20 protein-coding genes are annotated in these 23,164 nt (G+C 68.3%); 4 read left to right on the top strand and 16 right to left on the bottom strand.

Annotated elements, in window-relative coordinates; genetic code table 11:
* Positions 1-19: 19 nt before the first annotated feature.
* The 15 genes from MRBLMD1_RS07760 to dacB form a co-directional block, all read right to left on the bottom strand.
* A complete protein-coding gene (locus MRBLMD1_RS07760) occupies positions 20-943 on the bottom strand; it encodes a 4-phosphopantoate--beta-alanine ligase (RefSeq protein ID WP_364398630.1) in 924 nt (307 codons plus the stop codon).
* Positions 944-1,837, bottom strand: a complete 894-nt coding sequence (locus MRBLMD1_RS07755; protein WP_159634357.1) for a Rossmann-like and DUF2520 domain-containing protein — start codon at positions 1,835-1,837, stop codon at positions 944-946. It abuts the gene before it with no gap.
* The gene (locus MRBLMD1_RS07750; RefSeq protein WP_364398628.1) at positions 1,830-3,479 is read right to left on the bottom strand and encodes a PH domain-containing protein; all 1,650 of its coding nucleotides are present in this window, start codon (positions 3,477-3,479) and stop codon (positions 1,830-1,832) included. Before MRBLMD1_RS07750 ends, MRBLMD1_RS07755 begins: the two co-directional genes overlap by 8 nt.
* On the bottom strand, positions 3,476-3,988 hold the full coding sequence (locus MRBLMD1_RS07745; RefSeq protein ID WP_275181952.1) for a PH domain-containing protein: 513 nt from the start codon (positions 3,986-3,988) through the stop codon (positions 3,476-3,478). The genes MRBLMD1_RS07750 and MRBLMD1_RS07745 overlap by 4 nt, the downstream gene beginning before the upstream one ends.
* The gene (locus MRBLMD1_RS07740) at positions 3,969-4,517 is read right to left on the bottom strand and encodes a DUF3180 domain-containing protein (RefSeq protein ID WP_224024230.1); all 549 of its coding nucleotides are present in this window, start codon (positions 4,515-4,517) and stop codon (positions 3,969-3,971) included. The genes MRBLMD1_RS07745 and MRBLMD1_RS07740 overlap by 20 nt, the downstream gene beginning before the upstream one ends.
* Positions 4,514-5,059, bottom strand: a complete 546-nt coding sequence (folK, locus tag MRBLMD1_RS07735) for a 2-amino-4-hydroxy-6-hydroxymethyldihydropteridine diphosphokinase (RefSeq protein ID WP_364398625.1) — start codon at positions 5,057-5,059, stop codon at positions 4,514-4,516. The genes MRBLMD1_RS07740 and folK overlap by 4 nt, the downstream gene beginning before the upstream one ends.
* Entirely contained in the window at positions 5,056-5,448 is a 393-nt protein-coding gene (gene folB, locus MRBLMD1_RS07730) for a dihydroneopterin aldolase (RefSeq protein WP_159634405.1), read from the bottom strand. The genes folK and folB overlap by 4 nt, the downstream gene beginning before the upstream one ends.
* A 13-nt stretch (positions 5,449-5,461) precedes the next feature.
* Positions 5,462-6,397 carry a dihydropteroate synthase gene (gene folP / locus MRBLMD1_RS07725; RefSeq protein ID WP_275181955.1) on the bottom strand — a complete coding sequence of 312 codons (936 nt, stop codon included), beginning with the start codon at positions 6,395-6,397 and terminating at the stop codon, positions 5,462-5,464.
* Between the two features lie 9 nt (positions 6,398-6,406).
* On the bottom strand, positions 6,407-7,051 hold the full coding sequence (gene folE / locus MRBLMD1_RS07720) for a GTP cyclohydrolase I FolE (protein ID WP_159634411.1): 645 nt from the start codon (positions 7,049-7,051) through the stop codon (positions 6,407-6,409).
* Positions 7,052-7,060: 9 nt separating this feature from the next.
* The gene (gene ftsH / locus MRBLMD1_RS07715) at positions 7,061-9,124 is read right to left on the bottom strand and encodes an ATP-dependent zinc metalloprotease FtsH (protein WP_159634414.1); all 2,064 of its coding nucleotides are present in this window, start codon (positions 9,122-9,124) and stop codon (positions 7,061-7,063) included.
* A 171-nt stretch (positions 9,125-9,295) separates the two neighbouring features.
* Positions 9,296-10,426, bottom strand: coding sequence for a LacI family DNA-binding transcriptional regulator (locus MRBLMD1_RS07710; protein WP_364398621.1), 1,131 nt, complete (start codon positions 10,424-10,426; stop codon positions 9,296-9,298).
* A 105-nt stretch (positions 10,427-10,531) separates the two neighbouring features.
* On the bottom strand, positions 10,532-11,083 hold the full coding sequence (gene hpt, locus MRBLMD1_RS07705; protein WP_041651844.1) for a hypoxanthine phosphoribosyltransferase: 552 nt from the start codon (positions 11,081-11,083) through the stop codon (positions 10,532-10,534).
* Positions 11,084-11,113: 30 nt separating this feature from the next.
* Entirely contained in the window at positions 11,114-12,187 is a 1,074-nt protein-coding gene (gene tilS / locus MRBLMD1_RS07700; RefSeq protein WP_201302539.1) for a tRNA lysidine(34) synthetase TilS, read from the bottom strand.
* Between the two features lie 108 nt (positions 12,188-12,295).
* Positions 12,296-13,459: a zinc-dependent metalloprotease gene (locus MRBLMD1_RS07695; protein ID WP_224024222.1), complete on the bottom strand. Its 1,164-nt coding sequence runs from the start codon at positions 13,457-13,459 to the stop codon at positions 12,296-12,298.
* Between the two features lie 356 nt (positions 13,460-13,815).
* Positions 13,816-15,312, bottom strand: a complete 1,497-nt coding sequence (gene dacB / locus MRBLMD1_RS07690; RefSeq protein WP_364398619.1) for a D-alanyl-D-alanine carboxypeptidase/D-alanyl-D-alanine endopeptidase — start codon at positions 15,310-15,312, stop codon at positions 13,816-13,818.
* A 156-nt stretch (positions 15,313-15,468) separates the two neighbouring features.
* On the opposite strand from dacB, the gene MRBLMD1_RS07685 reads away from it, so the two are divergent.
* The 3 genes from MRBLMD1_RS07685 to MRBLMD1_RS07675 all read left to right on the top strand — a co-directional run bounded on the left by MRBLMD1_RS07685 (position 15,469) and on the right by MRBLMD1_RS07675 (position 18,205).
* Entirely contained in the window at positions 15,469-15,957 is a 489-nt protein-coding gene (locus MRBLMD1_RS07685) for an inorganic diphosphatase (RefSeq protein ID WP_043450105.1), read from the top strand.
* Positions 15,958-16,071: 114 nt separating this feature from the next.
* Positions 16,072-17,415 (top strand): carboxylesterase family protein, encoded by a 1,344-nt coding sequence (locus tag MRBLMD1_RS07680; protein WP_364398616.1) that lies wholly within the window; start codon positions 16,072-16,074, stop codon positions 17,413-17,415.
* Between the two features lie 37 nt (positions 17,416-17,452).
* Complete coding sequence (locus tag MRBLMD1_RS07675; protein ID WP_364398614.1) at positions 17,453-18,205, top strand: DUF429 domain-containing protein; 753 nt, start codon at positions 17,453-17,455, stop codon at positions 18,203-18,205.
* Positions 18,206-18,209: 4 nt separating this feature from the next.
* Here MRBLMD1_RS07675 and MRBLMD1_RS07670 read toward each other — a convergent pair whose 3' ends face one another.
* Positions 18,210-20,633: a phosphoketolase family protein gene (locus MRBLMD1_RS07670; protein WP_414703672.1), complete on the bottom strand. Its 2,424-nt coding sequence runs from the start codon at positions 20,631-20,633 to the stop codon at positions 18,210-18,212.
* A gap of 187 nt (positions 20,634-20,820) precedes the next feature.
* Between MRBLMD1_RS07670 and MRBLMD1_RS07665 the strand changes: the two genes are divergently transcribed.
* Entirely contained in the window at positions 20,821-23,052 is a 2,232-nt protein-coding gene (locus MRBLMD1_RS07665) for a catalase (RefSeq protein WP_364398612.1), read from the top strand.
* Positions 23,053-23,164 lie beyond the last annotated feature (112 nt).

Genomic DNA, 23,164 nt, shown 5'->3' with positions numbered 1-23,164 from the left:
TGGCAGCTGTGAACGGCAGCTACGAACTCAGCGGAATGTTGTCGATCAGGCGCACCGGGCCCACCTTGGCCGCGATGAGCGCCAGGGCCTCGCCGCGGAAGGGTGTTTCCCGGCAGTTCTCGGCCAGCGGTTCAAGGGTGCCCGGGTCCACTACGTCAAAGTAGTCCAGCGAGACGAGGGGCTGGGATTCCACCATCGCCAGCGCGGAGTCGAGGTCCAGCGCCTCATGGGCGTTCGCCCTTTCCTCCAGCAGCCGCAGGGCCCTGGACAGGACCAGCGCGGCGTCCCGCTCGGCATCGGACAGGAAGCGGTTCCGGCTGGACAGCGCCAGCCCGTCCGTTGCGCGCACCGTTGGCACGCCCACGATGTCCACCGGGAAGTTCAGGTCGGAAACCATCCGCCGGACCAGGGCCAGCTGCTGGGCGTCCTTTTGCCCGAAGTAGGCCCGGTACGCAGGCAGGCTGCCGCCGGCAGAACCCGCGGGGCCGGCGGGAAGACCGGCCGCGGGCATGCCGTAGTGCAGCAGTTTGGCCACCACAGTGAGTGCCCCGTCAAAGTGGCCGGGCCGCGAGGCGCCCTCCCACTTATCCCCCAGGCGGCCCGAAGTGATCCGCACCAGGGGTTCGCCGCCGGGATAGATCTCGTCCACGGAGGGCGCGAACGCGAGGTCAACGCCCTGCTCCTCGAGCAGGGCGAGGTCCGCGTCGAGTGTCCGCGGGTAGCGGTCCAGGTCAACGATATCGCCGAACTGCAGGGGGTTGACGAAGATACTGGCCACCACCACATCGTTCTGCTCGACGGCGGTGCGCGCCAGCGTTGCATGGCCTTCGTGCAGGGCGCCCATGGTGGGCACAAGCCCCTGGGAGACACCCTGTTTCGCGCCGAGCAAACGGGCGCTTTCGGCTTTCAGGCCGGCCACTGTGGTGACGAGTTGAATGGGCATTCAGTCTTCCTTCGGATCGAGGGCCTCGCGCAGCCCCTTCAGCTGGTCGGGTTTCAGCAGGCCGCGCCCTTCAGCGCGCAGGGCAGTGGCGCGTGCCATCGCAAGGTAGGCCTCAAGCACGTCCCCATGCCCGCCGCCGTCGAACTCCCGCAACGCCTCGGCGTGCGCACGCACGGTGCCCACGTCACCGCGGGCCACCGGCCCGGTCAGCGCAGACTCTCCCGAGGCCAGCGCGTTTTCCAGGGTGGCGCGCAGCAGCGGCCCCAGCATGCGTTCGGGCGATTCCACTCCCACCTCGCGCAGGAGCTGCGACGCCTGTGCCACCAAGGTGACCAGGTGGTTGGAACCATGGGCCAGGGCCGCGTGGTAAAGCGTCCGGTCCGCCTCGGCAATGGCCACAGGCTCCGCCCCCATCTCCACCACCAGCGCCTGCGCGATGGGGAGCATGGCGGCATCGGCCGTCACGCCGAAGGTGCAGTCCAGCAGCCGGGTGAGGTCCAGGCTCATGCCCGTGAACGTCATGGCCGGGTGCAGCGCCAGCGGCACGGCGCCGGCGGCACGGACCGGATGCAGCACGCCCACGCCGAACCGGCCCGAGGTGTGTGCCACGAGCTGCCCCGGCTGCCAGGCGCCGAGCTTCGCCAGCCCCTCCACCAAATCCGGCAGCGCGTCGTCGGGCACCGCCAGCAGCACCAGTTCCGCACGCTCCACGATGTCCTGCACCTCAAGGATGGGCACCCCGGGAAGCAGCGCCTCGGCCCGGTCCCGGCTGGCGTCGGAGACGGCTGACACTCCCACGACGGCGTGCTCCGCTGCGCGCAGGGCCGCGCCGAGCACGGCGCCCACCTTGCCGGCGCCGATGATTCCGACGCCGAGGCGTCCGGGCTTAGCCATGCGTCTGGCCTTCCTGTTGGTAATGGGTGCGGGCTTCACTGGCTGGAGCCCCAGGGTACGGCGCTCCGGGAACCGGTGTGCCCGGCACGGGCGCAGGTTCCACTGCCGGAACAACCTGCCGCAACCATTGTTCGGTGGTTTGCCGCTTCCTGGCCAGCCGGGCCCGCGCAGACTGCTCGTCGAAGAGTTGCCTGGCCTCGTCCAGCCCCGCCTGGGTAAGCCGCGGGGCAACGGGACCGGCCGTCGTATGCAGGACCAGGTCGGCCACCCGGAACCGGCGCGCCACGGGCCCCTGATGGATCGCCAGCGACTGCGTGCGTTGATGGGGCACCAGCACAAGGTCCCGCCACCAGCGCCCGGAGCGGATCAGCAGTGCCGTGTCCGTGGCGGCAAACCCGTTCCGCCGCCAGCCCAGGGGCGCCAGCAGCCGGGCCCGCCGGGGCGTGGTGGTGAACCCGCCGTCGGAATCCCTGCCGGTAAGCCCCGCGGCGAACACCTCCGCAGGGCGATCCGTTCCCGGGTCCGGCAGGACGAGCGAGAGCATGGCAAGGACGTCGGCGAACTTGCCCACCGGCAGGAGGATGGTCCTGGTGTTGCCTTCGACGGCGTTGCCGGACGTCCCGTAGCCCGCAACGTTCACCTGCATCCGGTACCAGCCGAACGGACGCCACAGCGGAGGCTGGGCAATCTTCACGGCCTGGATCCGGCCCGGCGGAAGTGTCTGCGCCTGGGTGTCCAGCAGCCCGTACCGCAGCCGGATGCCGTCCGGTGAGACGGCGGCGGTGAAGTTGTAGCCCTTGTTGAAGAAGTTCCAGTAGCTGGCGGCAAGGCCCAGCGCTGCGGGAACCAGGTAGAAGTAGAAAGCGCGGTTGTCCGTCAGCGCCGACAGGACCACGGAAGCGAAACCGCCCACCACAATGAAGAAACTTTGCTCGCTCAACAGGAGCGATCCGACAAGGCGCGACGGCGGCACGCTGAGTACGTGGATTTCGGGCGCCTCAGGTGCGGGCGGGGCAAAGGACGCCGCCGACGGGCTGCCGGGACCTGGAAGCGCCGCGGCGCCGGCCGCCGGGCCCGCACCGAAACCTGCCTCAGCCCCGGAGGCCCGGGCCAGGATGGTGGCGCGCAGTTGGCGGGCGTCGTCGATCCTGAGGTACGCCAGGCGCACGGCGGATTCGCCGGCGTCGGCAACTTCGAACTTGAGTTCGGCCAGGCCAAAGATGCGGGCCAGCAGTGGCTGCACGATGTCAATGGCCTGCACCCGGTCCAGGCGTGCCTGCCGGTGCTGGCGGAAGAGGAGGCCGGTGTTGACCCGGACATAGCCGCCGAAGACCTGGTACTTGGTGAAATACCAGGTCAGGACGAACCCCAGGACTGCCACGGCCAGCACCGCGGCACCGCCGCCCAGGAGCCACGGTGCACGGCGGGCGAACCCGTCCTCGAACACGGGCTGGCCCTGGAGTGTCCGCTCAAACAGGTCGCGGCCGAAGAAGAACGTGATGGCGGCCAGTGCAACCCAGCCACGGACAAAAGGTGAGGCGGGATGCACACGCAGCCATTCGCCGTCGGGCGTTCCCGTGGCTTCCGGGCCGGTGCCGGCAGGCGGCAGCGCCGGACCGGGCAGCTGGCCGTCAGTGGTCACAGTCCTGCCAGCCTGGCTTCGCCGCGGGCGGCCAGCTGTTCACGGAGCCGGGCGCCTTCAGCCGCCGGGAGGCCGGGGATGCGCGCATTGGTGCCGGGGGACGCTGTGTGGAGCTTGACGGTACACAGGCCCATGCCCCGCTCCACAGGCCCCACGGCGATGTCCACATACTGCATGCGTCCGTACGGGACGGCCATGGTGCGCTGGAAGAAGATGCCGCTCCTGACCAGGAGGTCCTCGTCGCGCTCGGCGTAGCCGATGGCCCGGACCTGCCGCGGGATGAGGACCAGCCGCCATAAGGCAAGCAGGAGGGTGGCGGCCGGAACGGTGATGGCCAGCCACAGCGGCGGCCACCGCCACCATCCCAGGAGGACGAACACCAGCGGCGCGGACAGGACCAGTATGGCGGCGATGTTGGCCAGCGCCCATTCCACCAGGCGGACGGTGACGTATTTCGGTGACACCCGCTGCCAGTCGATCCCCGGCGGGTCAATCGCCTCGGTACGCATATTCGCCTTCCCCTGCGGCTTCCCCGCGGGCAGGCCGGCCCTTCTTCCCGTCAACGCTGTTGGTGTCGCCGTCTTCCGGCGGGATCCTGCAGAACCGCTCCACGACGAGCCCCACCACGATCATCACCAGGCCGCCGCCCGCCATGGCCAGGGCAAGCCAGGTGATGCCTTGGTCGCTGCGCAGGCTCCAGATGCGCAGCTGGTCCAGGAAGATTCCCACATGCCATCCCAAGAGCACCGTTCCGGCGTAGGCGCACGCCTGCGCCAGGATCAGGGTCCGGGCGGCCAGGAGGGGATCCAGCTGCGTCTTCTTCGCCTTGCTGTTGGGCTGGTGGCTGTTCCGCCACCTCAGGATCCGGATACCCAGGATCAGGGTGATGATGACGATGACGCCCATCGTGGCCAGCGCGGTGGCAGGCAGGACAGGCGTGGCCATGCTGTACCGGCTGGTGACAACCGTGGCCGACCAGCCCGCGATGGCAAGGATGACGCAGATCAGCAGCAGGCGCAGCGGGTTGATGGGCTTCATCTCTCCTCCACCGCTCCCGCCGTCGGCATCCCGTCAAAGTCCCCGAACCCGTCGAACGGGGCAAGATCCTTGAAATCTCCCGCCTGGACTGCCAGGGTGCTGATCCGTTCGCCGTTCAGCGTGGCGGCGGGTTCGATGAGCGACCACGGGTAGAGGACGAAAGCGCGTGAGGCCGCCCGGGGGTGGGGGATGGTCAGGGCGGGGTCGTCACTGCGGAGCTCGCCGTAGGTGATGATGTCGACGTCGAGCGTCCGCGGCCCCCAGCGGACCTCACGGACGCGGAGGTGCTTGTTTTCCACGGCCTGGCAATGTTCCAGCAGTTCGGCAGGGGTGAGGCTGGTTTCCACCGTGATGACCATGTTCAGGAAGTCCGGCTGGCCGGCAGGGCCGCCCACGGCTTTGGTCTGGACTATGGGCGAGACGGCAAGCAGCCGTACTTCGGGCGGATCCACCAGGTCCGCCACAGCCTCGGTCAGGGTCTCGTTCCGTTCACCAAGGTTGCTGCCCAGGGCCAGCACGGCCTTGGTGTAGATCCCGTTCATGCCTGCGCACCGGACAGCGCAGGGGCGGCGGGAACCCGCTCGCGGTGGACCGTGACGGCCACGTCTCCGAAGGGGACCTCGATGGGGGCCTGCGGCTTATGGACGGTGATGTCCACGGCCTGGAGCGCGAATTCGGCCAGGAGGCTGTCGGCGATCCGCACGGCGAGTGCCTCAATGAGGTTCAGGGGCTCCCCGGTGATCCACTCGGTAATACGCTGCGCCACCTCACCGTAGTGGGCGGTGTCCCGGACGTCGTCGGACTGCGCCGCTTCGGTGAAGTCCAGGTAGAGCACGGCGTCCACAACAAAGGGCTGGCCCTCCCGGCGTTCAAAATCGAAGACACCGTGGTGGCCGACGGCGGTCACTCCGGTCAGCGTAATCCTGTCCATGGGTCCCCCGGCCCTATTGCGTTTTGTGTACGGCTTGTGTTGTGGGTGCCGCCATGCGCGCAGCCACCTTGACCGCGTCAAGGCTGGAACCGACGTCATGTACGCGGACGGCCCAGGCCCCGCGGTAGGCGCTGATCGCTGTGATTGCGGCCGTGGCACTGTCCCGCTCGTCAGGAGCGGCGGACTTCCCGGCCACGGTGAGCAGGGTGCCGAGGAAGCGCTTGCGGGAAGCAGCCACCAGGACCCTATGGCCCAGGCTGTCCAGCTGGTCCAGGTTCTGCAGCAGTTCCCAGTTCTGGGCGTCGTTCTTCGCGAACCCCAGGCCCGGATCGATGATGATCTGTTCCCTGCTGACACCGGCTGCGTAGAGCTTGTCCCGTACTCCTGCCAGTTCCGCCACCACTTCCCCGGCCACATCCGTGTATTCGGCGAGCGAGTTCATGGTCCGGGCGTCGCCGCGGCGGTGCGTGAGGACATAGGGTGCCTTGGAGGCCGCCACAAGCTCCACCATCTCCGGTTCGATGGTCAGCCCGGAGACGTCATTGATGATGGCCGCGCCCGCCTTCAAGGCAGCGGCTGCGGTGGAGGCGTGCGTGGTGTCGATGCTGACCAGCGCGCCGGCCTTCACCAGTGCTTCGATCACGGGCAGGACGCGGCGCTGCTCTTCGTCCGGCGTGACGTCGTCGGCTCCGGGCCGGGTGGACTCGCCCCCGACGTCGATGATGTCCGCACCCGCGTAGAACATCCGCAGGCCTGCCGCGATGGCGGTGTCCGCCGTCGCGTGCTTGCCGCCGTCGCTGAATGAATCCGGGGTGACGTTCAGGATGCCCATGACCAGGGTGCGGCCGGTGGGGAGGTCCTCAAAGCGGGCAGCCGGGCGGGGCTTGCGCAGGATGGGCAGCGGGGACGTAGCGGGCCCCGTTCCAGGGGCTGCAGCGAGTGAATCCATGGTGTGTGGTTACCTTCCGAGGATGAGGCTCATGGCTTCGGCACGGGTGGCCGGGTCATGAAGCTGCCCGCGGACCGCACTGGTGACGGTCTTCGCTCCGGGCTTGCGGATGCCGCGCATGGACATGCACATGTGCTCGCATTCGACGACGACGATCGCACCGCGGGGTTTGAGGTGCTGCACCATCGCTTCGACAATTTCGGTAGTCAGCCGCTCCTGTACCTGGGGGCGGCGGGCGTAGATGTCCACCAGCCGGGCCAGCTTGCTCAGCCCGGTCACCTTGCCGTCGTGCGAGGGGATGTAGCCAACGTGGGCCACCCCGTGGAACGGCACCAGGTGGTGCTCGCACGTGGAGTAGAAGGGGATGTCCTTGACCAGGACCAGTTCCTCGTGGTCCAGGTCGAAGGTGGTGGACAGGACGTCCGCAGGATCATGGTGCAGTCCGGCGAACACCTCGGCGTACGCCTTCGCAACCCTTTTCGGGGTGTCCACGAGGCCGCCGCGGTCCGGGTCCTCGCCGATGGCAAGGAGGATCTCGCGGACGGCCGCCTCAATCCGTGGCCGGTCCACCTTTTCGCTCTTGGAGTGGTGGGAACCGTCCTCCGCCGGGTAGGCGGCGGAGGCGGAAACGTCGTCGTCGTCGAAGGAAGTCACAAGGAAAGCTTAGCCGCGAAGGGTGTCAGGCCCCGAGTCGGGTGTGCCTCCGTGAAACGGAGCATCCTCCGACACGCCCTGCGGGTGCGGGGGCTGGGCGTCCAGCGGCTCGTCAAGGCGCGCCTTCTTCGCTTCCTCCTGCGCTTCCCGTTCAGCCCGCTCCTGGCGGCTCTCCACCGGTCCGGTCAACTGGACGGGACGGGTTTCCTTGGACAGCCACACCTCGCGGAAGTCCCGCTTGCGGACGTCACGGAAGATGTCGGCAATCTCGGCCTGGTTGAGGGTCTCCCGCTCCAGCAGCTCCAAGGCGAGGTAGTCCAGGATGTCGCGGTTCTCGGTGAGGATTTCGTAGGCCTCGTCATGTGCCTGCTCGATCAGGCGGCGCACTTCCTCGTCCACGACATAGGCAATCTGGTCAGAGTAGTTCCGCTCGTGCCCTGCGTCGCGGCCCAGGAACGGTTCACCGCCGCCCTGGCCCAGGCGGACGGCACCGACGCGTTCGCTCATGCCGTATTCAGTGACCATCTTGCGTGCGGTGCCGGTGGCCTTTTCGATGTCATTGGAAGCACCGGTGGAGGGATCATGGAACACGATCTCCTCGGCGACGCGTCCACCCATGGCGTAGGCCATCTGGTCCAGGAGTTCGTTGCGGGTCACGGAGTACTTGTCGTTTTCCGGGACCACCATGGTGTAACCAAGGGCGCGGCCGCGGGGAAGGATGGTGATCTTGGTGACCGGAGCGGAGTTCCGAAGGGCCGCCGCCACCAGGGCGTGGCCGCCTTCGTGGTAGGCGGTGATCTTGCGCTCGTGTTCCTTCATGACGCGGCTGCGCTTCTGCGGGCCGGCCATGACACGGTCAATGGCCTCATCCAGGGCGCGGTCGTCAATCAGGTTGGCGTTGGAACGCGCGGTGAGCAGAGCGGCCTCGTTGAGGACGTTGGCGAGGTCGGCACCGGTGTACCCGGGCGTCTTCTTCGCCACACCCTTCAGGTCCACCCCGGGAGCCATCGGCTTGCCCTTGGCGTGCACCTGCAGGATCTGGTCGCGGCCGATCAGGTCCGGCGCTTCCACGGACACCTGGCGGTCGAAGCGGCCGGGGCGCAGCAGGGCCGGGTCCAGGACGTCTGGCCGGTTGGTGGCCGCAATGAGGATCACGTTGGTCTTGACGTCGAAGCCGTCCATCTCCACCAGCAGCTGGTTGAGGGTCTGCTCGCGTTCGTCGTTGCCGCCGCCGATGCCGGCGCCGCGGTGCCGGCCGACGGCGTCGATCTCATCCACGAAGATGATGGCGGGCGAGTTGGCCTTGGCCTGTTCGAAGAGGTCGCGGACACGGGATGCACCGACGCCGACGAACATTTCCACGAAGTCAGAGCCGGAAATGGAGAAGAAGGGTACGCCGGCCTCACCGGCAACCGCGCGGGCCAGCAGGGTCTTACCGGTACCTGGCGGGCCGTAGAGCAGCACGCCCTTGGGGATCTTGGCGCCGACGGCCTGGAACTTGGCTGGTTCCTGCAGGAATTCCTTGATCTCCTGGAGTTCCTCCACGGCCTCATCGGCACCTGCAACGTCAGCGAAGGTGACCTGCGGCATGTCCTTGCTGACCATCTTGGCCTTGGACTTGCCGAACTGCATGATCTTGGAGCCGCCGCCCTGCATGCGGGTCATCAGGAACCAGAAGAGTGCGCCCAGCAGGATCACGGGGATCAGGAGGGAAAGCAGGCCGGAGAACCAGTTGCTTTCAATCGGCTGGTCGGTGAACCCCTGGGCCGGCTTGGCGTCGGTGACAGCCTTCACCACGTCCTGTGCGCGGGCATCCACGAAGAAGAACTGGACGCTCTTGCCTTTGTCCTGCCCGTCCACCTGCAGGTTGTCCTTCAGCGTGAGGTCAACGCGGTTCTCGCCGTCGAAGATCTTGGCCTGCTCCACCTTGTTGCTGGAGAGCAGTTCCAGGCCCTTGTCCGTGTCGATCCGGGCCGCACCGCCGGGGGCGAGCGTTGCAAAAGCCACAAGGAGCAGACCGACCACAACGACGATCCAGATGCCCGGGCCTTTGAAGAAGTTCTTAGCTTTCATCTGTTCGGGGCTGGCCCCGTCCCTTCCGGTAGTGCTTCACGGCGAGTAGTCTGCGCGCGTGATGGTGCTGCGTCAGCTTCTAGCTATACACCGTCCGGAGTAAATCACGCATAGCGAAAAGCAAAAGTTCCCTGTGGGCGTAGATGGTGCGGCAGTCCGCAGAATACCGCGTCAGGGCTGCCGCTTCCCGGTATCCGGCAGCCCCACGGACCCACGCGTGACCAGCCGGCACCCGAGCAGCACTGGGTCCGGTCCGCCTGTGGGTGGGGTGGGGCCGGCCTCCGCTGCGGCGCTTTCGAGTTCATCGATCAGCCGGTTGGCGGCCCAGGCCCCCATTTCGGAGTGCGGCACGGCGACCGTCGTCAGCCCCGGATGGAGGTTGGCGGCCAGCAGTTCCTCATCGCCGAACCCGACGACGGACAGGTTGCCGGGGATGGACAGGCCCAGTTCCGCGGCGGCGCGGTAGGCGCCCATGGCCAGGGAGTCACTGCAGCAAAAGAGGGCCGACGGCGGGTTGGCGGCTGCCAGGATTCTGCGGGCAGCCGCGTACCCGCCAGATGCATCGGGCGACGCCGCCTCGCCAGTGGCGGAGGCACCGTCCAGTCCCGCACGCTGAAGTGCGTCCCGGAAGCCCCGGATGCGCTGGCGGGTGGAGTGGTTCTCTTCAGCGGTGGTGAGCAGTCCGATCCGGGTGTGGCCGGCAGCGAGCAGTGCTTCCACCGCGGCTGCAGCCCCACCGTATTCGTCGGCCACGACGGCGGGAAGGCTCCGGTCCGCGGCGACGGCATCCAGCAGGACCGCGGGGACCTTGCCCGGGGTGGCGGAATGCTGCAGGACGCGCCGGTGGCCGGCCGCGTAGAGGATTCCGTCCACCTGCCGTGCCAGGAGGGACTCCACGCCAGCGTGTATGGGGTCGGTTGCACGCTGGCTGGGTTCCCGGCAGGACTTCAAGCCGGGCTGCGTGCCGGCTTCCGCTTGCGCCTGCCCCGGGATGTTGACGACCATCAGGGCGTAGCCGCGGGCACGGGCCGCCTGCTCCGCGCCCAGGATGATGCAGCCAGCGTGCGAAGTGGTGGCCACATCCTCAATGGCCAGGCCCACCACACCGGACCTTCGGCTGCGGAGGGCGCGCGCCAGGCGGTTGGGGCCGTAGCCCAGCCGGGCCGCCGTCGTCCGTACTTTCTCGCGGGTTTCCGGGCTGACCCGGGCGAAAGGCACGTCGTTGAGGACGTGCGAGACCGTGGTGACCGAGACGCCGGCTTCCCGCGCCACGTCCCGGATGCCCACGCTGCCGCTACTCACGCTTCCCCCACTCAGCAAGGCCAGTGCGGGAGGGGATGTCACGGCAGTCCCGGCAGTCCCGGGCGGCGGCACCATTGCCGTGAACCGCCATGCCGAGGGAAGGGGTTACTCGTAGACGTGCGGCGCCAGGGTGCCCACGAAGTCCAGGTTGCGGTACTTTTCCGCGTAGTCCAGGCCGTAGCCCACCACGAATTCGTTGGGGATGTCGTAGCCCACGTACTTGACGTCGATCTCCACCTTGGCTGCAGTGGGCTTGCGGAACGCGGTGCAGATTTCCACGGACGCGGTGCCGCGGGATTCCAGGTTGGTCTTGAGCCAGGACAGGGTCAGGCCGGAGTCGATGATGTCCTCGACAATCAGCACGTCCTTGCCCATCAGGTCGGTGTCCAGGTCCTTGAGGATCCGCACCACGCCGGAGGACTGCGTACCCGAGCCGTAGGAGGACACGGCCATCCAGTCCATGGAGATGTGGCTGTGCAGTGCCCGGGCCAGGTCAGCCATGACCATGACGGCGCCCTTGAGGACGCCAACGATGAGGATTTCGCGTCCTTCGTAGTCTTTGTCGATCTGCGCGGCGAGTTCGGTGATCCGCTGCTGGATCTGTTCCTTGGTGTAGAGAACGTGCTTGAGATCTGCCTGGACGTCGTTTGAATCCACCAATGGCTCCTGTTTAGATGCGGGGTGCGACTATTTTGCGGGCGGTTTTTGAGGCCGGAATACTAGCTTCCCACAGCGCGCGGGTTCGCGGGGAACGGAACGGGCGCCGCCCGGGGCCCCTGCAGCCGCCGCGTCCTTCGATTCCTCCAGCTGCGCCAGTGACAACCGGTACACACTCACGCCGCCGGGAAGCTCAACCGGTCCGGCCGAGCCATGCCGCCGGAGCAGCGCTTCTGCCGCCAAAAGGCGCCGGTAGCTGGGCTGCTGCCCGCCGGCGTCGGCCGCTGCCTTGGCGATGACACGGAACCTGATGGCCGGTGCAAGCGCCCGCAGCGCCTCCTCCGGCAGGCCCAGTCCGCTGCCGTCCCGTTCCACCAAGGAGGCGTAGGTGCTTTCCGCCACATCCTCCAGGTAGTCGGCGTCCAGCTGCAGGATGGCGGCTGTCCGGGCCAGGGATTCGGCGACGCCGGGACCAAGTTTTTCCTCAAGGTGCGGGAGGACTTCCACCCGGGTCCGCGACCGGGCGAAGGCGGGATCGGAGTTGGTGGGATCGTGCCAGGGATCCAGCTCCTCCACGGCACAGATTTCCTCGGTGTCCGCCCGGCGGAGTTCCAGGAAGGGGCGCAGGAGGACGGCATTTCCGGTTCCAGGACGGGCCGGCCGCATCCCTGCGAGGGACCGCGTGCCGGAGCCGCGGGCCAGGCCCAGCAGTACTTGTTCGGCCTGGTCGTCCAGGGTGTGACCCAGCAGGATTGCCTCCGCGTCCTGATCTGCGGCTGCGGCCTCAAGCGCGGCATGCCGGGCTTCACGGGCGGCGGCTTCGGGGCCCATGCCGGCACCGGCCACCGTAACGGTCCGGATTTCCACCGGGTGCAGGCCCAGGTCCTGCAGTGCTTCCACGGTGCGGGCGGCAATATCGGCCGACCCCTCCTGCAGCTGGTGGTCCACCACCACGGCGCCGACGGTCAGCGGGCGGCCGTCCACGTGGCCGCGGCGGCCAAAGTACGCGGCGACGGCGGCGAGCGCCAGGGAGTCCGGGCCGCCGCTGCAGGCTACGAGGACGTGGCGGGGATAGCCAGCCCCGGCCAGGGCGTTTTGCAGCAGTTTGCGCGCAGTGCCGACGACGGGCGCCAACCTGCCCGGCCGGCGTCGGCCGCTCCGCGCGCCCTGTCCTTCAGCCGCCGGGGCGCCCACCGGTACCTCTGAAGGCAACTAGAGGCCCATCCGGTCGAGCCACAGCTTGGCGTCGTGGATCTCGGGCTCGGTGGGAAGGTGGTCCACCGAGTCCCATACCTTGTTGAAGCCCTCCATGCCGGCCACGTCCACAACGGCGCGGACAAAGCGGGCACCGTCGGAGTACTGGCGCATTTTGGCGTCCAGGCCCAGGAGGCTGCGGATGAACTTCTCGATGACGCCCCGGTCCTTGCCGCGGTCGTTGAACCGCTGCCGGATGGTCTTCACGGACGGGACAATGCTGGCGTCGACGGCGTCCATCACCACGTTGGCGTGCCCTTCGAGCAGGCTCATCACGGCGGTGAGGTGCGAGATGGCGGCCTTTTCCTCCGGATCCTGCAGCAGGTCCAGGATGGCGCCGCGGCCCGGCGTGTCTCCGCTGGCAGAGCGGTCCTTCAGTGAACGCGCGGCAGCTGAGGCACGCTCCATCAGGGAATCGACGTTGCCCAGCAGATGCCCGCTGAGTTCGTCGATTTGCTCCAGCATGTGGTGGCGCAGCCATGGTGCCGCCGCGAACTGCACCCGGTGCGTCTGCTCGTGCAGGCACACCCAGAGCCGGAAGTCCTCCGGGGCGACGTTCAGTTCGCGCTCCACCGAGACGATGTTCGGTGCCACCAGCAGGAGCCGGCCGGCAGCAGGGGCCGTGGAGTTCTCCGCCAGCGCCGCAAAGGGATCGTACTGGCCCAGGACCTTGCTGGACAGGAAGGCCAGGACGGCGCCCAACTGGCTGCCGGTAATGGCGCCGCTGACCTGGGCGGCCGCGGGGCTGAGGTTTCCGCGCCGGGTGTCCAGCATCTTCTGCATGGCGGGCTTGAGCATCACCGCGAAGCTTTGGGTGTTGGCCTTGGCCCAGGACGCCCGGTCCACCACCAGCACGGAGGAATCGCGAAGGTCTCGCGCCGCTTCCAGCCCGGTGATCTCGTGGACGTGCGGCACGGATGCGTCCGCCAGCCGGCGCAGGCTGTCCACCGCCTCCCCAATGGCTTTTCCGTCGAGCACGGGTCCGGCCGGAGCCAGCCTCGCCGCGGCAGAGGCAGCGAGGTCCCAGTTGATCAGGGCCTGCGCCTGGTTGGACTGGGCTGCCTGGTTGGACTGGGCTTCCGGGGACAACGTCGGTGCGGACTCGCGCGCAGTGGACTCCATGGTTCCCATCAGAACACAGCGGGCCAGGGATCGTCCTTAAGTTCGCTGACCGGCGAAACTTCCACAGCCCCTGCACAGGGAGGCGAAAGCGCTGTCCCAGACCCGCCGGGCAGGCTGGAAACCGCAGGGCAACCTGCCTGTCCAGGAGCGGCCCGCCCCCGCACAACCGTTGCTGCCCCGCACCGTTTATGCGGGGCATGGCCGCCCATGGGTCCACGGCCATAACCATCGAAGGAGGACACCATGATCCCCTACCGTCCCATCGCTCCCCTGACCATCGGCCCGCGCACGGGCTGGAAGTCGGTGCTGGCCGCCGTCGTGATGGCCGCGCTGCTGGGGACTACCGCAAGCCCGCATTAGCGGCAGCCGCAGCCCGCCAGCGCGGTAGCTGCCCGGTCCAGCGCCACCTTGTTGCCGGCGGCTCCGGGCGTCAGGCCGTTGCCGATGAAGGAGAACACCAGGAGCCGGCCGTCGGCGTCAACCACATAGCCGCTCAGCGCCAGCACGGTATTCAGGGTCCCGGTCTTTGCGCGGACCAGCCCGGCGCCGCCCGAGGTGGTGGCATCCCCGTAACGAGTGTCCAACGTGCCCGTCAATCCGCCAACCGGGAATCCGTCCAGTGCGGCGCGAAGCCTGGCATCCGTTCCCGTGGTCATGGCGCGCACCACGTCCGTGAACTGGCGGGCCGTGACCTGGTTGCCCATGGCCAGGCCGCACACATCCACCAGCTTCACGGCGTCCACTGTGATCCCGGCGGCCGCAAGCTCGGCAGTGACCGCGGCAGTGGCGCCGTCATTGCTTCCGGGCCGTCCCGTGGCCACGGCCGCCATCCGGCCCATGGTTTCGGCAAGGTAGTTGTCCGAGACCTGCAGCATCAGGTCAACCTGCTCCGCCACGGTGGCCGAGTCAACACCGGCCAGGGCTGCAGCGCCGGCCTTGGCCGCGCCGGGTGAACGGTCGACGCCGGCCGCCACCGTCAGTCCCGCCCCGGCGCCTGCCGCACGGAACTGGGCCGCGAACGCTTCCGCGGCAGCCGTGGCCGCGTCCTGGGGGCGGGGACCGGTGGTGACGGCGGGATCAAAGCGTGCGGAGTTGAGCGCCAGCGGGTACAGCGGAGCGATTTCGCCGGCTTCCACGTCGCCGGACTGCCAGTTGGGATTCAGTGCAGGGCCGGTGAAGACGGAGTCGTCCAGCAGGACCTTGATGTCACCGGTGGTACCGGCGGCCTGCAGGGCCTGCACGGTGAGGGCTGCGAGCGTGGCCAGGCCGGCATGGCCCATGGCCTGTCCGGGCCGCGACTCCCCCGCGCCCAGGAGGACGTCGCCGCCGCCCACCAGGACCACCTGCCCGGGAGCAGGGCCCTGCACCACCTTCGTGGTGAAACGGTGCTCCGGCCCCAGGGTGCGCAGCGCGGCCACGGCGGTCAGCAGCTTGAGGTTCGACGCCGGCACCCGGCCTTCCGCGCCACCCCGGTCAAAGAGGACCTGGCCCGTGAGCGCGTCCTGCACCATGCCCGTGAAAGTACCGCCGCCGTCGGCCGTCAATACCGGTTCCACCTGCGCCGCCACGGCCGACGGCGCGGGCACGGGGGCGGAAGGCTGGAGGGGCGCAAGCACCTGCGGGGCGGAAAGTGCGGCGGGGGCCTGTTGCCAGGCGGGCGCAGCGGGGGCCGGCGCCGGGGCCTCCGGTCCGCGGAATCCGGGAGCCACGAGCAGCGCCGCCGGGATGGCCAGCGCGAGCAGGACCAGGGTGGCCAGGACCAGGTGCCAGGACTTCCCCGCCTCCTGTGCCATGCCGCCGGAGCGCCGGGAACGCCGGGCGCGCAACGGTTCCCCGCCGGTTGGTTTGGTCATGCTGGTGCCGGTCCTCAAGTCCTGAAATTTCCCCACAAGTTCCTGATTCCAGGGCCTCTCGCTATATCCTCAATTGTAGTCGGCGGCACCGACACGCTTTTTTGTGGGCCCGTCAAGTGTGCCGCGCACCCCCTGCAATTGCCGAGGAGCATTCCCATGAAGCACGACGTGACCATCGAGATCCCCAAGGGATCACGCGTCAAGTACGAAGTTGACCACGAGACCGGCCGCGTCCGCCTGGACCGCGTCCTCTTCACCTCCATGCAGTACCCCACGCACTACGGGTACTTCGAGAACACCCTCGGCGAGGACGGCGACCCGCTGGACGCACTGGTGCTCCTGCAGGACTTCGACCTGCACCCCGGCGTCATCGTCGAGTCCCGCCCCATCGGCGTCTTCAACATGACCGACGACGGCGGCGGAGACGCCAAGATCCTGTGCGTGCCGGTGGACGCCCGCTTTGACCACATCCAGGAAGTCAGCGACGTCAACGAGTACCTGATCAAGGAAATCGAGCACTTCTTCACCCGCTACAAGGACCTGGAGCCGGGCAAGTGGGTCAAGGCCGAGGGCTGGGGCGACCGCGCCGCCGCCGAAGCCGAGCTGGAAGCTTCCATCAAGCGCTACGTGCCCACCGGACACTGATTTCCAGGTTGGGCTTGCCCCAATAACTGCTTTACGGTCCGACGGCGGGTGCCCGGCTTTTCGAAGCCGGGCACCCGCCGTCTTTGTTTCAGGAAGTTATGGCATGGTGGGGCTGTGAGTTCCGAGCCAGCCGTGACGTCCCAGCTTCTGTTCCATCCCCCGTGCGGGCGCGTCAGCGGCCGGCGCGACGGCGGCGTCATTCGTGCCACCGGCATTCCCTACGCCACCGCCCACCGGTTCCAGGTGCCGGCCCCGGTTCCGGACTGGACCGCCGAATATGCCGCCACCTCTCCCGCACCCGCCTGCCCCCAGGCTCCGGTGCCGTTCCTGGACGACGTCCTGGGCACCAAATACGGCGAGCTGCCGGGCAGCGAGGACTGCCAGAACCTTTCCATCACACTGCCCGGCGACCTGAAGCCGGACGAGAAGCTGCCCGTCATGGTCTGGATCCACGGCGGCTCCTACACCACCGGCTCCGGGGACCTGGCCATCTTCGACCCCGCACGGCTGGTGGCCGAAAACCGGGTGATCGTGGTCTCCGTGACGTACCGGCTCGGGCTGTTCGGGTTCCTCGCCACACCGGCAGGCCGGCCCGGCAACCTGGGACTCCTGGACCAGCTCGAGGCTTTCCGGTGGGTGCAGCGGAACATTGCCGCGTTCGGGGGCGATCCCGGCAGGGTCACCGCCTTCGGCCAGTCCGCCGGGGGCGACGCGATCGCCCACCTGATGGCCACGCCCGAGGCACCATCCCTTTTCCAGCGCGCCATCATCCAAAGCGCCCCGCTGGGCATTACCCGCGGCCGGGCGAAAATGAACCATGCCATGGGCATTGCTGCGGACGGGGTCTCCGAGCAGACGCCCGCCATGGACGTGGTGGCTCTCGAAGCCCAGGTCACGCAGGTGGCCCGGAAGTTCGGCATGCTGGCGGCCATGCCGTTTGGCACCCAGTACGGCCATGATCCGCTTCCGGAGGAGTCCGTGATCGAGGCTGCCTGGAACAGGACAGCGCCGTCGATCGAGGTGCTGATCGGCCATACCTCCGAGGAGGCCCGCCTGTTCCTCCCCCGCAGCCCCCGCCTGATGCGCCTGGCAGGCATCCCCCTGGTGGGTCCTGCCGCCGTGCGGGCCATCGACTGGGTGGTCACCGAAACCGTGTACGGCCGGGCAAGCCGCAGGTTCGCGCGCCGGCATGCCAAGGCGGGCGGGCGGGCGCACCGCTACATCCTGGACTGGCACGCGCCCGGCAACATCTTCGGCGCCGCCCACACGGTGGATTTGCCCCTGCTGCTCGGCAACCGGAAGACCTGGGACGGCGTTGGGCTCATTGCCGGCGCGGACTGGGCGGACGTGGACGCCGCGGGCCGCAGGATGCGCGCCCTGTGGGCCGGCTTCGCGCGGGGCACTGACCTTGGCGGATCCGGGAGCATCCCCGGCGTCCTGCGCTACCGCGCGGTCTGACGCAATGCCGTCTGACAGCAGTGTTGATGGGCAGCCCATGAGGACCCTTGGCGTGGATCTGGCGGCGGCGGCCAAGAAGACTGCCGTGGCGGTCATCGAGTGGAGCGATGACCGGGCCCGGCTGGCCCACCTGGCCCTGGACGTTGACGACCAGGAGATCGTGGACCTGTTCGGCACCTGTGGCATGACCGGCGTCGACTGCCCGGTGGGCTGGCCTGACGCGCTGATCCCGTTCCTCACCGGCCACCTGGCCTTCAACGCGGCACCGGTCCTGGAGCACGATGGCATCGCGGGCCGGCGGTTGCTTGCGTACCGGGACACGGACCGGTTCTGCACCGCCCGGACCGGCCTGATCCCCCTGAGCGTTTCCGCCGACCGGCTGGCCCACCCTGCCATGCGCTGCGCAGTGATCCAGGCCAAGATCGCGGCACTGCATGGCCCGCAGCTCCGGGACGGCTCGGGCCGTTTTGCCGAGGTGTACCCGGCGGCGTCGCTGAAGATCTGGGGCCTCAACGGGCGCGGCTACAAAGGCCGTGGCATCCCCGAAGCCGAACGCCTGGGCCTCCTGCTGGCGGCCCTCGAGGAGCAGGCGCCCTGGCTGGACCTGGCCGGGCACCGGGACAGGCTAACCGCTTCGGACGACCTGTTCGACGCCGTCATCGCCTCGCTGACCGCCCGGGCCGTGGCCCGCCGTCGGACGCTCCTGCCCGATGCCGCCCACGTGGAAGCCGCCCGCAGCGAAGGCTGGATCCACCTGCCCTCCTGCACGCTGGACGACCTCCCGCTTTAGTGCGTCAGCCGCCCAGTTTCCAGTTCCGGATTTCTTCCGGGTCCTCGCCGTGCGTGCGGGTGTGTTCGCGCGCCCGGTTGCGCCGGTCCTGCAGGTCCTGGCGCAGGAGTGAGTGCTTCTCGGCAAGGCCCGGTACGCGATCGATCGCGTCGATGGCCAGGGTGAAGCGGTCGATGCCGTTGAGCATGGCCATATCGAACGGGGTGGTGGTGGTCCCCTCTTCCTTGTAGCCGTGCACGTGAAGCCCCTGCTGGTTGGTGCGCCGGTACGCCAGCCGGTGGATCAGCGCCGGGTAGCCGTGGTACGCGAAGATGACGGGTTTGTCAGCGGTGAAGATGCCGTCGAAGTCATGGGCGGGGAGGCCGTGCGGGTGCTCGCTTTCGTCCTGCAGCCGCATCAGGTCCACTACGTTGACCACCCGCACCTTGAGGCCGGGGGCGCCGTTGCGGAGCAGTTCCGCGGCGGCAACGGTCTCCACGGTGGGGACGTCGCCCGCGCAGGCCAGTACGACGTCGGGCTCCTCGCCGGGCACCTCGGAGCCGGCGAACGTCCAGATGCCCAGGCCGCGGTGGCAGTGGTTGGCGGCATCGGCCGGGCCAAGCCAGGTGGGCGAGGGCTGCTTGCCGCTGACCACGATGTTCACGTAGTCCGTCGACGCCAGGCAGTGCTCCATGACGGACAGGAGGGTGTTGGCGTCCGGCGGCAGGTACACCCGGATGACCTCGGCCTTTTTGTTGACCGCGTGGTCGATGAAGCCCGGGTCCTGGTGCGAGAAACCGTTGTGGTCCTGCTGCCACACGTGGGAGGACAGCAGGTAGTTCAGCGATGGGACCGGCTGGCGCCAGTGCAGTTTGCGGGATACCTTCAGCCACTTTGCCTGCTGGTTGAACATCGAATCGACGATGTGGACGAAGGCTTCGTAGCAGTTGAACACACCGTGGCGGCCGGTGAGGAGGTAGCCTTCCAGCCAGCCCTGGCACAGGTGCTCGCTCAGTACCTCCATCACCCGACCGGACCGTGCCAGGTGCTCGTCGACGTCGTCAATCCGGTACTGCCACACCTTGTCGGTGACCTCGTAAACGTTCTGCAGCCTGTTGGACGCCGTCTCGTCCGGGCCGAACAGCCGGAAGTTGTCCATGTTCTGTGCGATGACGTCCCGCATCCAGGAGCCGAGGGTGATCATCGGGCTGACCCGGTCGGTTCCCGGGTTGGGCACCTCCACGGCGTGGTCCTGGTACGCGGGCAGTTTCAGCGCGCGCCGGAGCAGTCCGCCGTTGGCGTGCGGTGTGGCACTCATGCGGAAGTCACCGGCGGGCGCACCCCGTGCGACGTCGGGCCGGAGCCTGCCGTCGCCGTCGAACAGTTCGTCCGGGCGGTAGGACTGCAGCCACTCCTCCAACTGCTTCAGGTGCTCCCCGTTGGTGCGGACCTCGGACAGCGGCACCTGGTGCGCCCGCCACGTGCCTTCCACCTGCAGCCCGTCCACGGTGCGCGGCCCGGTCCAGCCCTTGGGCGAGCGCAGGACGATCATGGGCCAGCGGTGGCCGCCCTCCCCCGCCTCTTCTGCATCCGGATCCTGCCGGTGGACGTCCTGGATGGCCTTGATATCGGCCAGGCAGCGGTCCAGCACGGCCGCGAAATCCCGGTGCGCCTGCTCCGTGTTGTCCGGATCCGCCACCGTCACGAAATACGGCTCATGGCCGTAGCCGCGCAGCAGCTGCTCCAGCTGGTCCTGCGGCATCCGGGCCAGGACCGTGGGGTTGGCGATCTTGTAGCCGTTCAGGTGCAGGATGGGCAGCACGGCACCGTCAGTGGCCGGGTCCAGGAAGTTGTGGGAGTGCCAGCTGGCGGCCAGCGGTCCGGTCTCCGCCTCGCCGTCACCGATCACGACGGCGGTCACCAGCTGCGGGTTGTCGAAGACCGATCCGTAGGCGTGGGCCAGGCAGTATCCCAGTTCGCCGCCCTCGCTGATGGAGCCCGGGCTTTCCGGTGCGGCGTGGCTGGGGATGCCGCCCGGGTAGGAGAACTGCCGGAACAGTTCCGCCAGGCCGGCCTCGTCATTGCCCACGTGGGCATAGATTTCGGAGTAGGTTCCCTCCAGCCAGGCATTGGCGACGACGGCGGGGCCGCCATGGCCGGGACCTGCCACGAAGAGCATCTCCAGTGAGTCGCGGCGGATGACGCGGTTCAGGTGGGCGTACACGAAGTTGAGCCCGGGCGTGGTGCCCCAGTGGCCCAGCAGGCGGGACTTGGTGTCCTCAGCCTGCAGTGGTTCGCGCAGCAGCGGGTTGGACCGCAGGTAGATCTGGCCCACCGAGAGATAGTTGGCGGCACGCCACCAGCGGTCGACGAGTTCCAGTTCCCCCTGCTCGATGCCGTCCTGCTGCATCTCGCCCTGCATCTCGTCCTGCCCTGCGCTGCTGGCCATAACCATCCTTACGTCGGGTGTGCCGCTGCAGGCGGCAGTTCCCCCATCGCAACAGATGGAGGGGTACGGAGGCAACCCCCGCCGTTGTACCTTGCCTTTTGGACCGTGGGCACCTGTAGGGTACTAAGCAAGCTTAGCTTTCGCTGAGGCGGAGGCTGGGAACATCAAAACGTGGGGAGATCGAGACATGCCAGCCGAAGACGAAGTTGTAATTCCCGGGGTTCCGTCCAGCGAGCCGCCGGCGTTCGAGGAGCCCACCAGCCCGCGGGAGCCGTTGCCGCCCAAACCGGACCAGCGCGGCCCCGAGGCCGTGTCCCCCACGGGCAGCCCTACCGGCGCGCCGGCCACCGCCCGCGCCCAGTCCGGCCAGTACCTGACCACGGTCCAGGGCCTGCGGCTGCAGGATACGGACCATTCCCTGAAGGCCGGCGCCCGCGGCCCCATCCTGCTGCAGGACCACCACCTGCGCGAGAAGATCACCCACTTTGACCACGAACGGATCCCGGAGCGCGTTGTCCACGCACGCGGCGCGGGCGCGCACGGGGTGTTCCGGTCATACGGCACGGCGTCGAAGGTAACGCGCGCCGGTTTCCTTGCCGCGGACGTCGAAACGCCCGTGTTCGTTCGGTTTTCCACGGTGCTTGGCTCCCGTGGGTCAGCCGACGCCGTGCGGGACACCCGGGGGTTCTCCACGAAGTTCTATACCGATGAGGGCACCTACGACCTCGTAGGGAACAACATTCCCGTCTTCTTCATCCAGGACGGCATGAAGTTCCCGGATGTGGTGCACGCGGCCAAGCCCCACCCGGACCGCGAGATTCCGCAGGCCCAGAGCGCGCACGACACGTTCTGGGACTTCGTATCGCTCCACACCGAGGCGCAGGCCCACACCCTGTGGAACATGTCGGACCGCGGCATCCCCCGGTCATACCGGACCATGGAGGGCTTCGGCGTCCACACCTTCCGGCTCGTCAACGCCGCCGGCGACACCACCCTGGTGAAGTTCCACTGGAAGCCCAAGCAGGGCGTGCACTCGCTGGTCTGGGAAGAAGCCCAGATCATCAACGGCATGGACCCGGACTTCCACCGGCGCGATCTGGCTGATGCCATCGACGCCGGCGCCTACCCGGAGTGGGAACTGGGAATCCAGACCTTCCCGGACACGGAAGACCAGATGTTCCAGGGAATCGACCTTCTGGACCCCACCAAGTTCGTCCCCGAGGAACTGGCGCCGGTGCAGCCCATCGGGCTCATGACCCTTAACGCAAACCCCACCAACTACTTCGCGGAAACCGAGCAGGTGGCCTTCCACCCGGGGCACCTGGTTCCGGGCATCGACGTCACCAACGATCCCCTGCTGCAGGTGCGCCTGTTCTCCTACCTGGACACCCAGATTTCACGCCTGGGCGGCCCCAACTTCGCGCAGATCCCCATCAACCGGCCGCAGGCCCCGGTCAACGACATGCTCCGCGACGGCATGCACCAGACGGCGGTCCACTCCGGGGTTGCCCCCTACCGGCCCAATTCGCTGGATGGCGGCTGCCCGTTCCTGGCCGGCCAGGACATGGGGGCGTTCGTGGACGTACCGGAAGCGGTGGCGGAATCCATCAAGGAGCGGCGCAACCCGGCATCCTTCGATGACCATTACAGCCAGGCCCGGCTGTTCTTCCGCAGTTTGAGCGCTGTGGAGCAGGACCACGTGATCCAGGCCTACACGTTCGAGCTCGGCAAGTGCTACGAGAGCGCCGTCCGCGAACGCCAACTGCAGGCCCTGGCCAACATTGACTCCGTGCTCTGCGCCGCGGTGGCCGCCGGCCTGGGCATGCCCGCGCCGAAGGCCACGGAGCAGGTCCCGGACCGCGATCCCAGCCCTTCCGTGTCCCAGGTGGGCGGAACGTGGCCGGTTGCCGGGCGCATTGTGGGCATCATCGCCGATCCCTCCAGCGAGCTGTCCCAGGTGGAGGCGGCCCGCAAGGCGCTCGACGGCGAGGGCATGGTCCCGCTGGTCATCGCACCGGCCGGGGGCACGCTGTCCTCTGACGGGTTGTCGGTGACGGTGCAGCGGACCTTCCTCACGGCACGGTCCACCGAGTTTGACGCCCTCATCGTGGCCGGGGGCAAGCAGCCCGCGCCCGATGCGTCCGCGGGGCGTGATGCTAAGGCGGGAGAGCCGGCTGACGGACTGGATCCGCGGGTGGCTCTCATGCTGTCCGAGGCTTACCGCCACGCCAAGGCCGTTGGGGCCTGGGGCTCCGGGTCTGCGGTGCTGGAGGCAGCCGGCATCCCGCAGGGGGCCGCAGGGGTGGTTGGCGGGAACGATGCTGCCTCGGTAACCACCGAACTTTCGGGGCTCATCGCCGCCCACCGCGCCTGGGACCGTTTCCCGGCAGCGGGCGCCGCTGCGGAGCAGGGAAACTGACCCGGGCCTGTTGGCCTGCCGGCCTGTGGCTGGGGGTCCGCGTCCATGCGATGCGGACTCCCAGCCGTTTGCCGGGGTGGGGACCGGCGGGCCGCCCAAGGCGAAACCGGCC

Source organism: Pseudarthrobacter sp. LMD1-1-1.1 (genome assembly GCF_040676255.1).
GTDB lineage: Bacteria > Actinomycetota > Actinomycetes > Actinomycetales > Micrococcaceae > Arthrobacter.
Note: the sequence above shows the minus strand (reverse complement) of the source record. Positions and strands in the feature narration are given on the sequence as shown.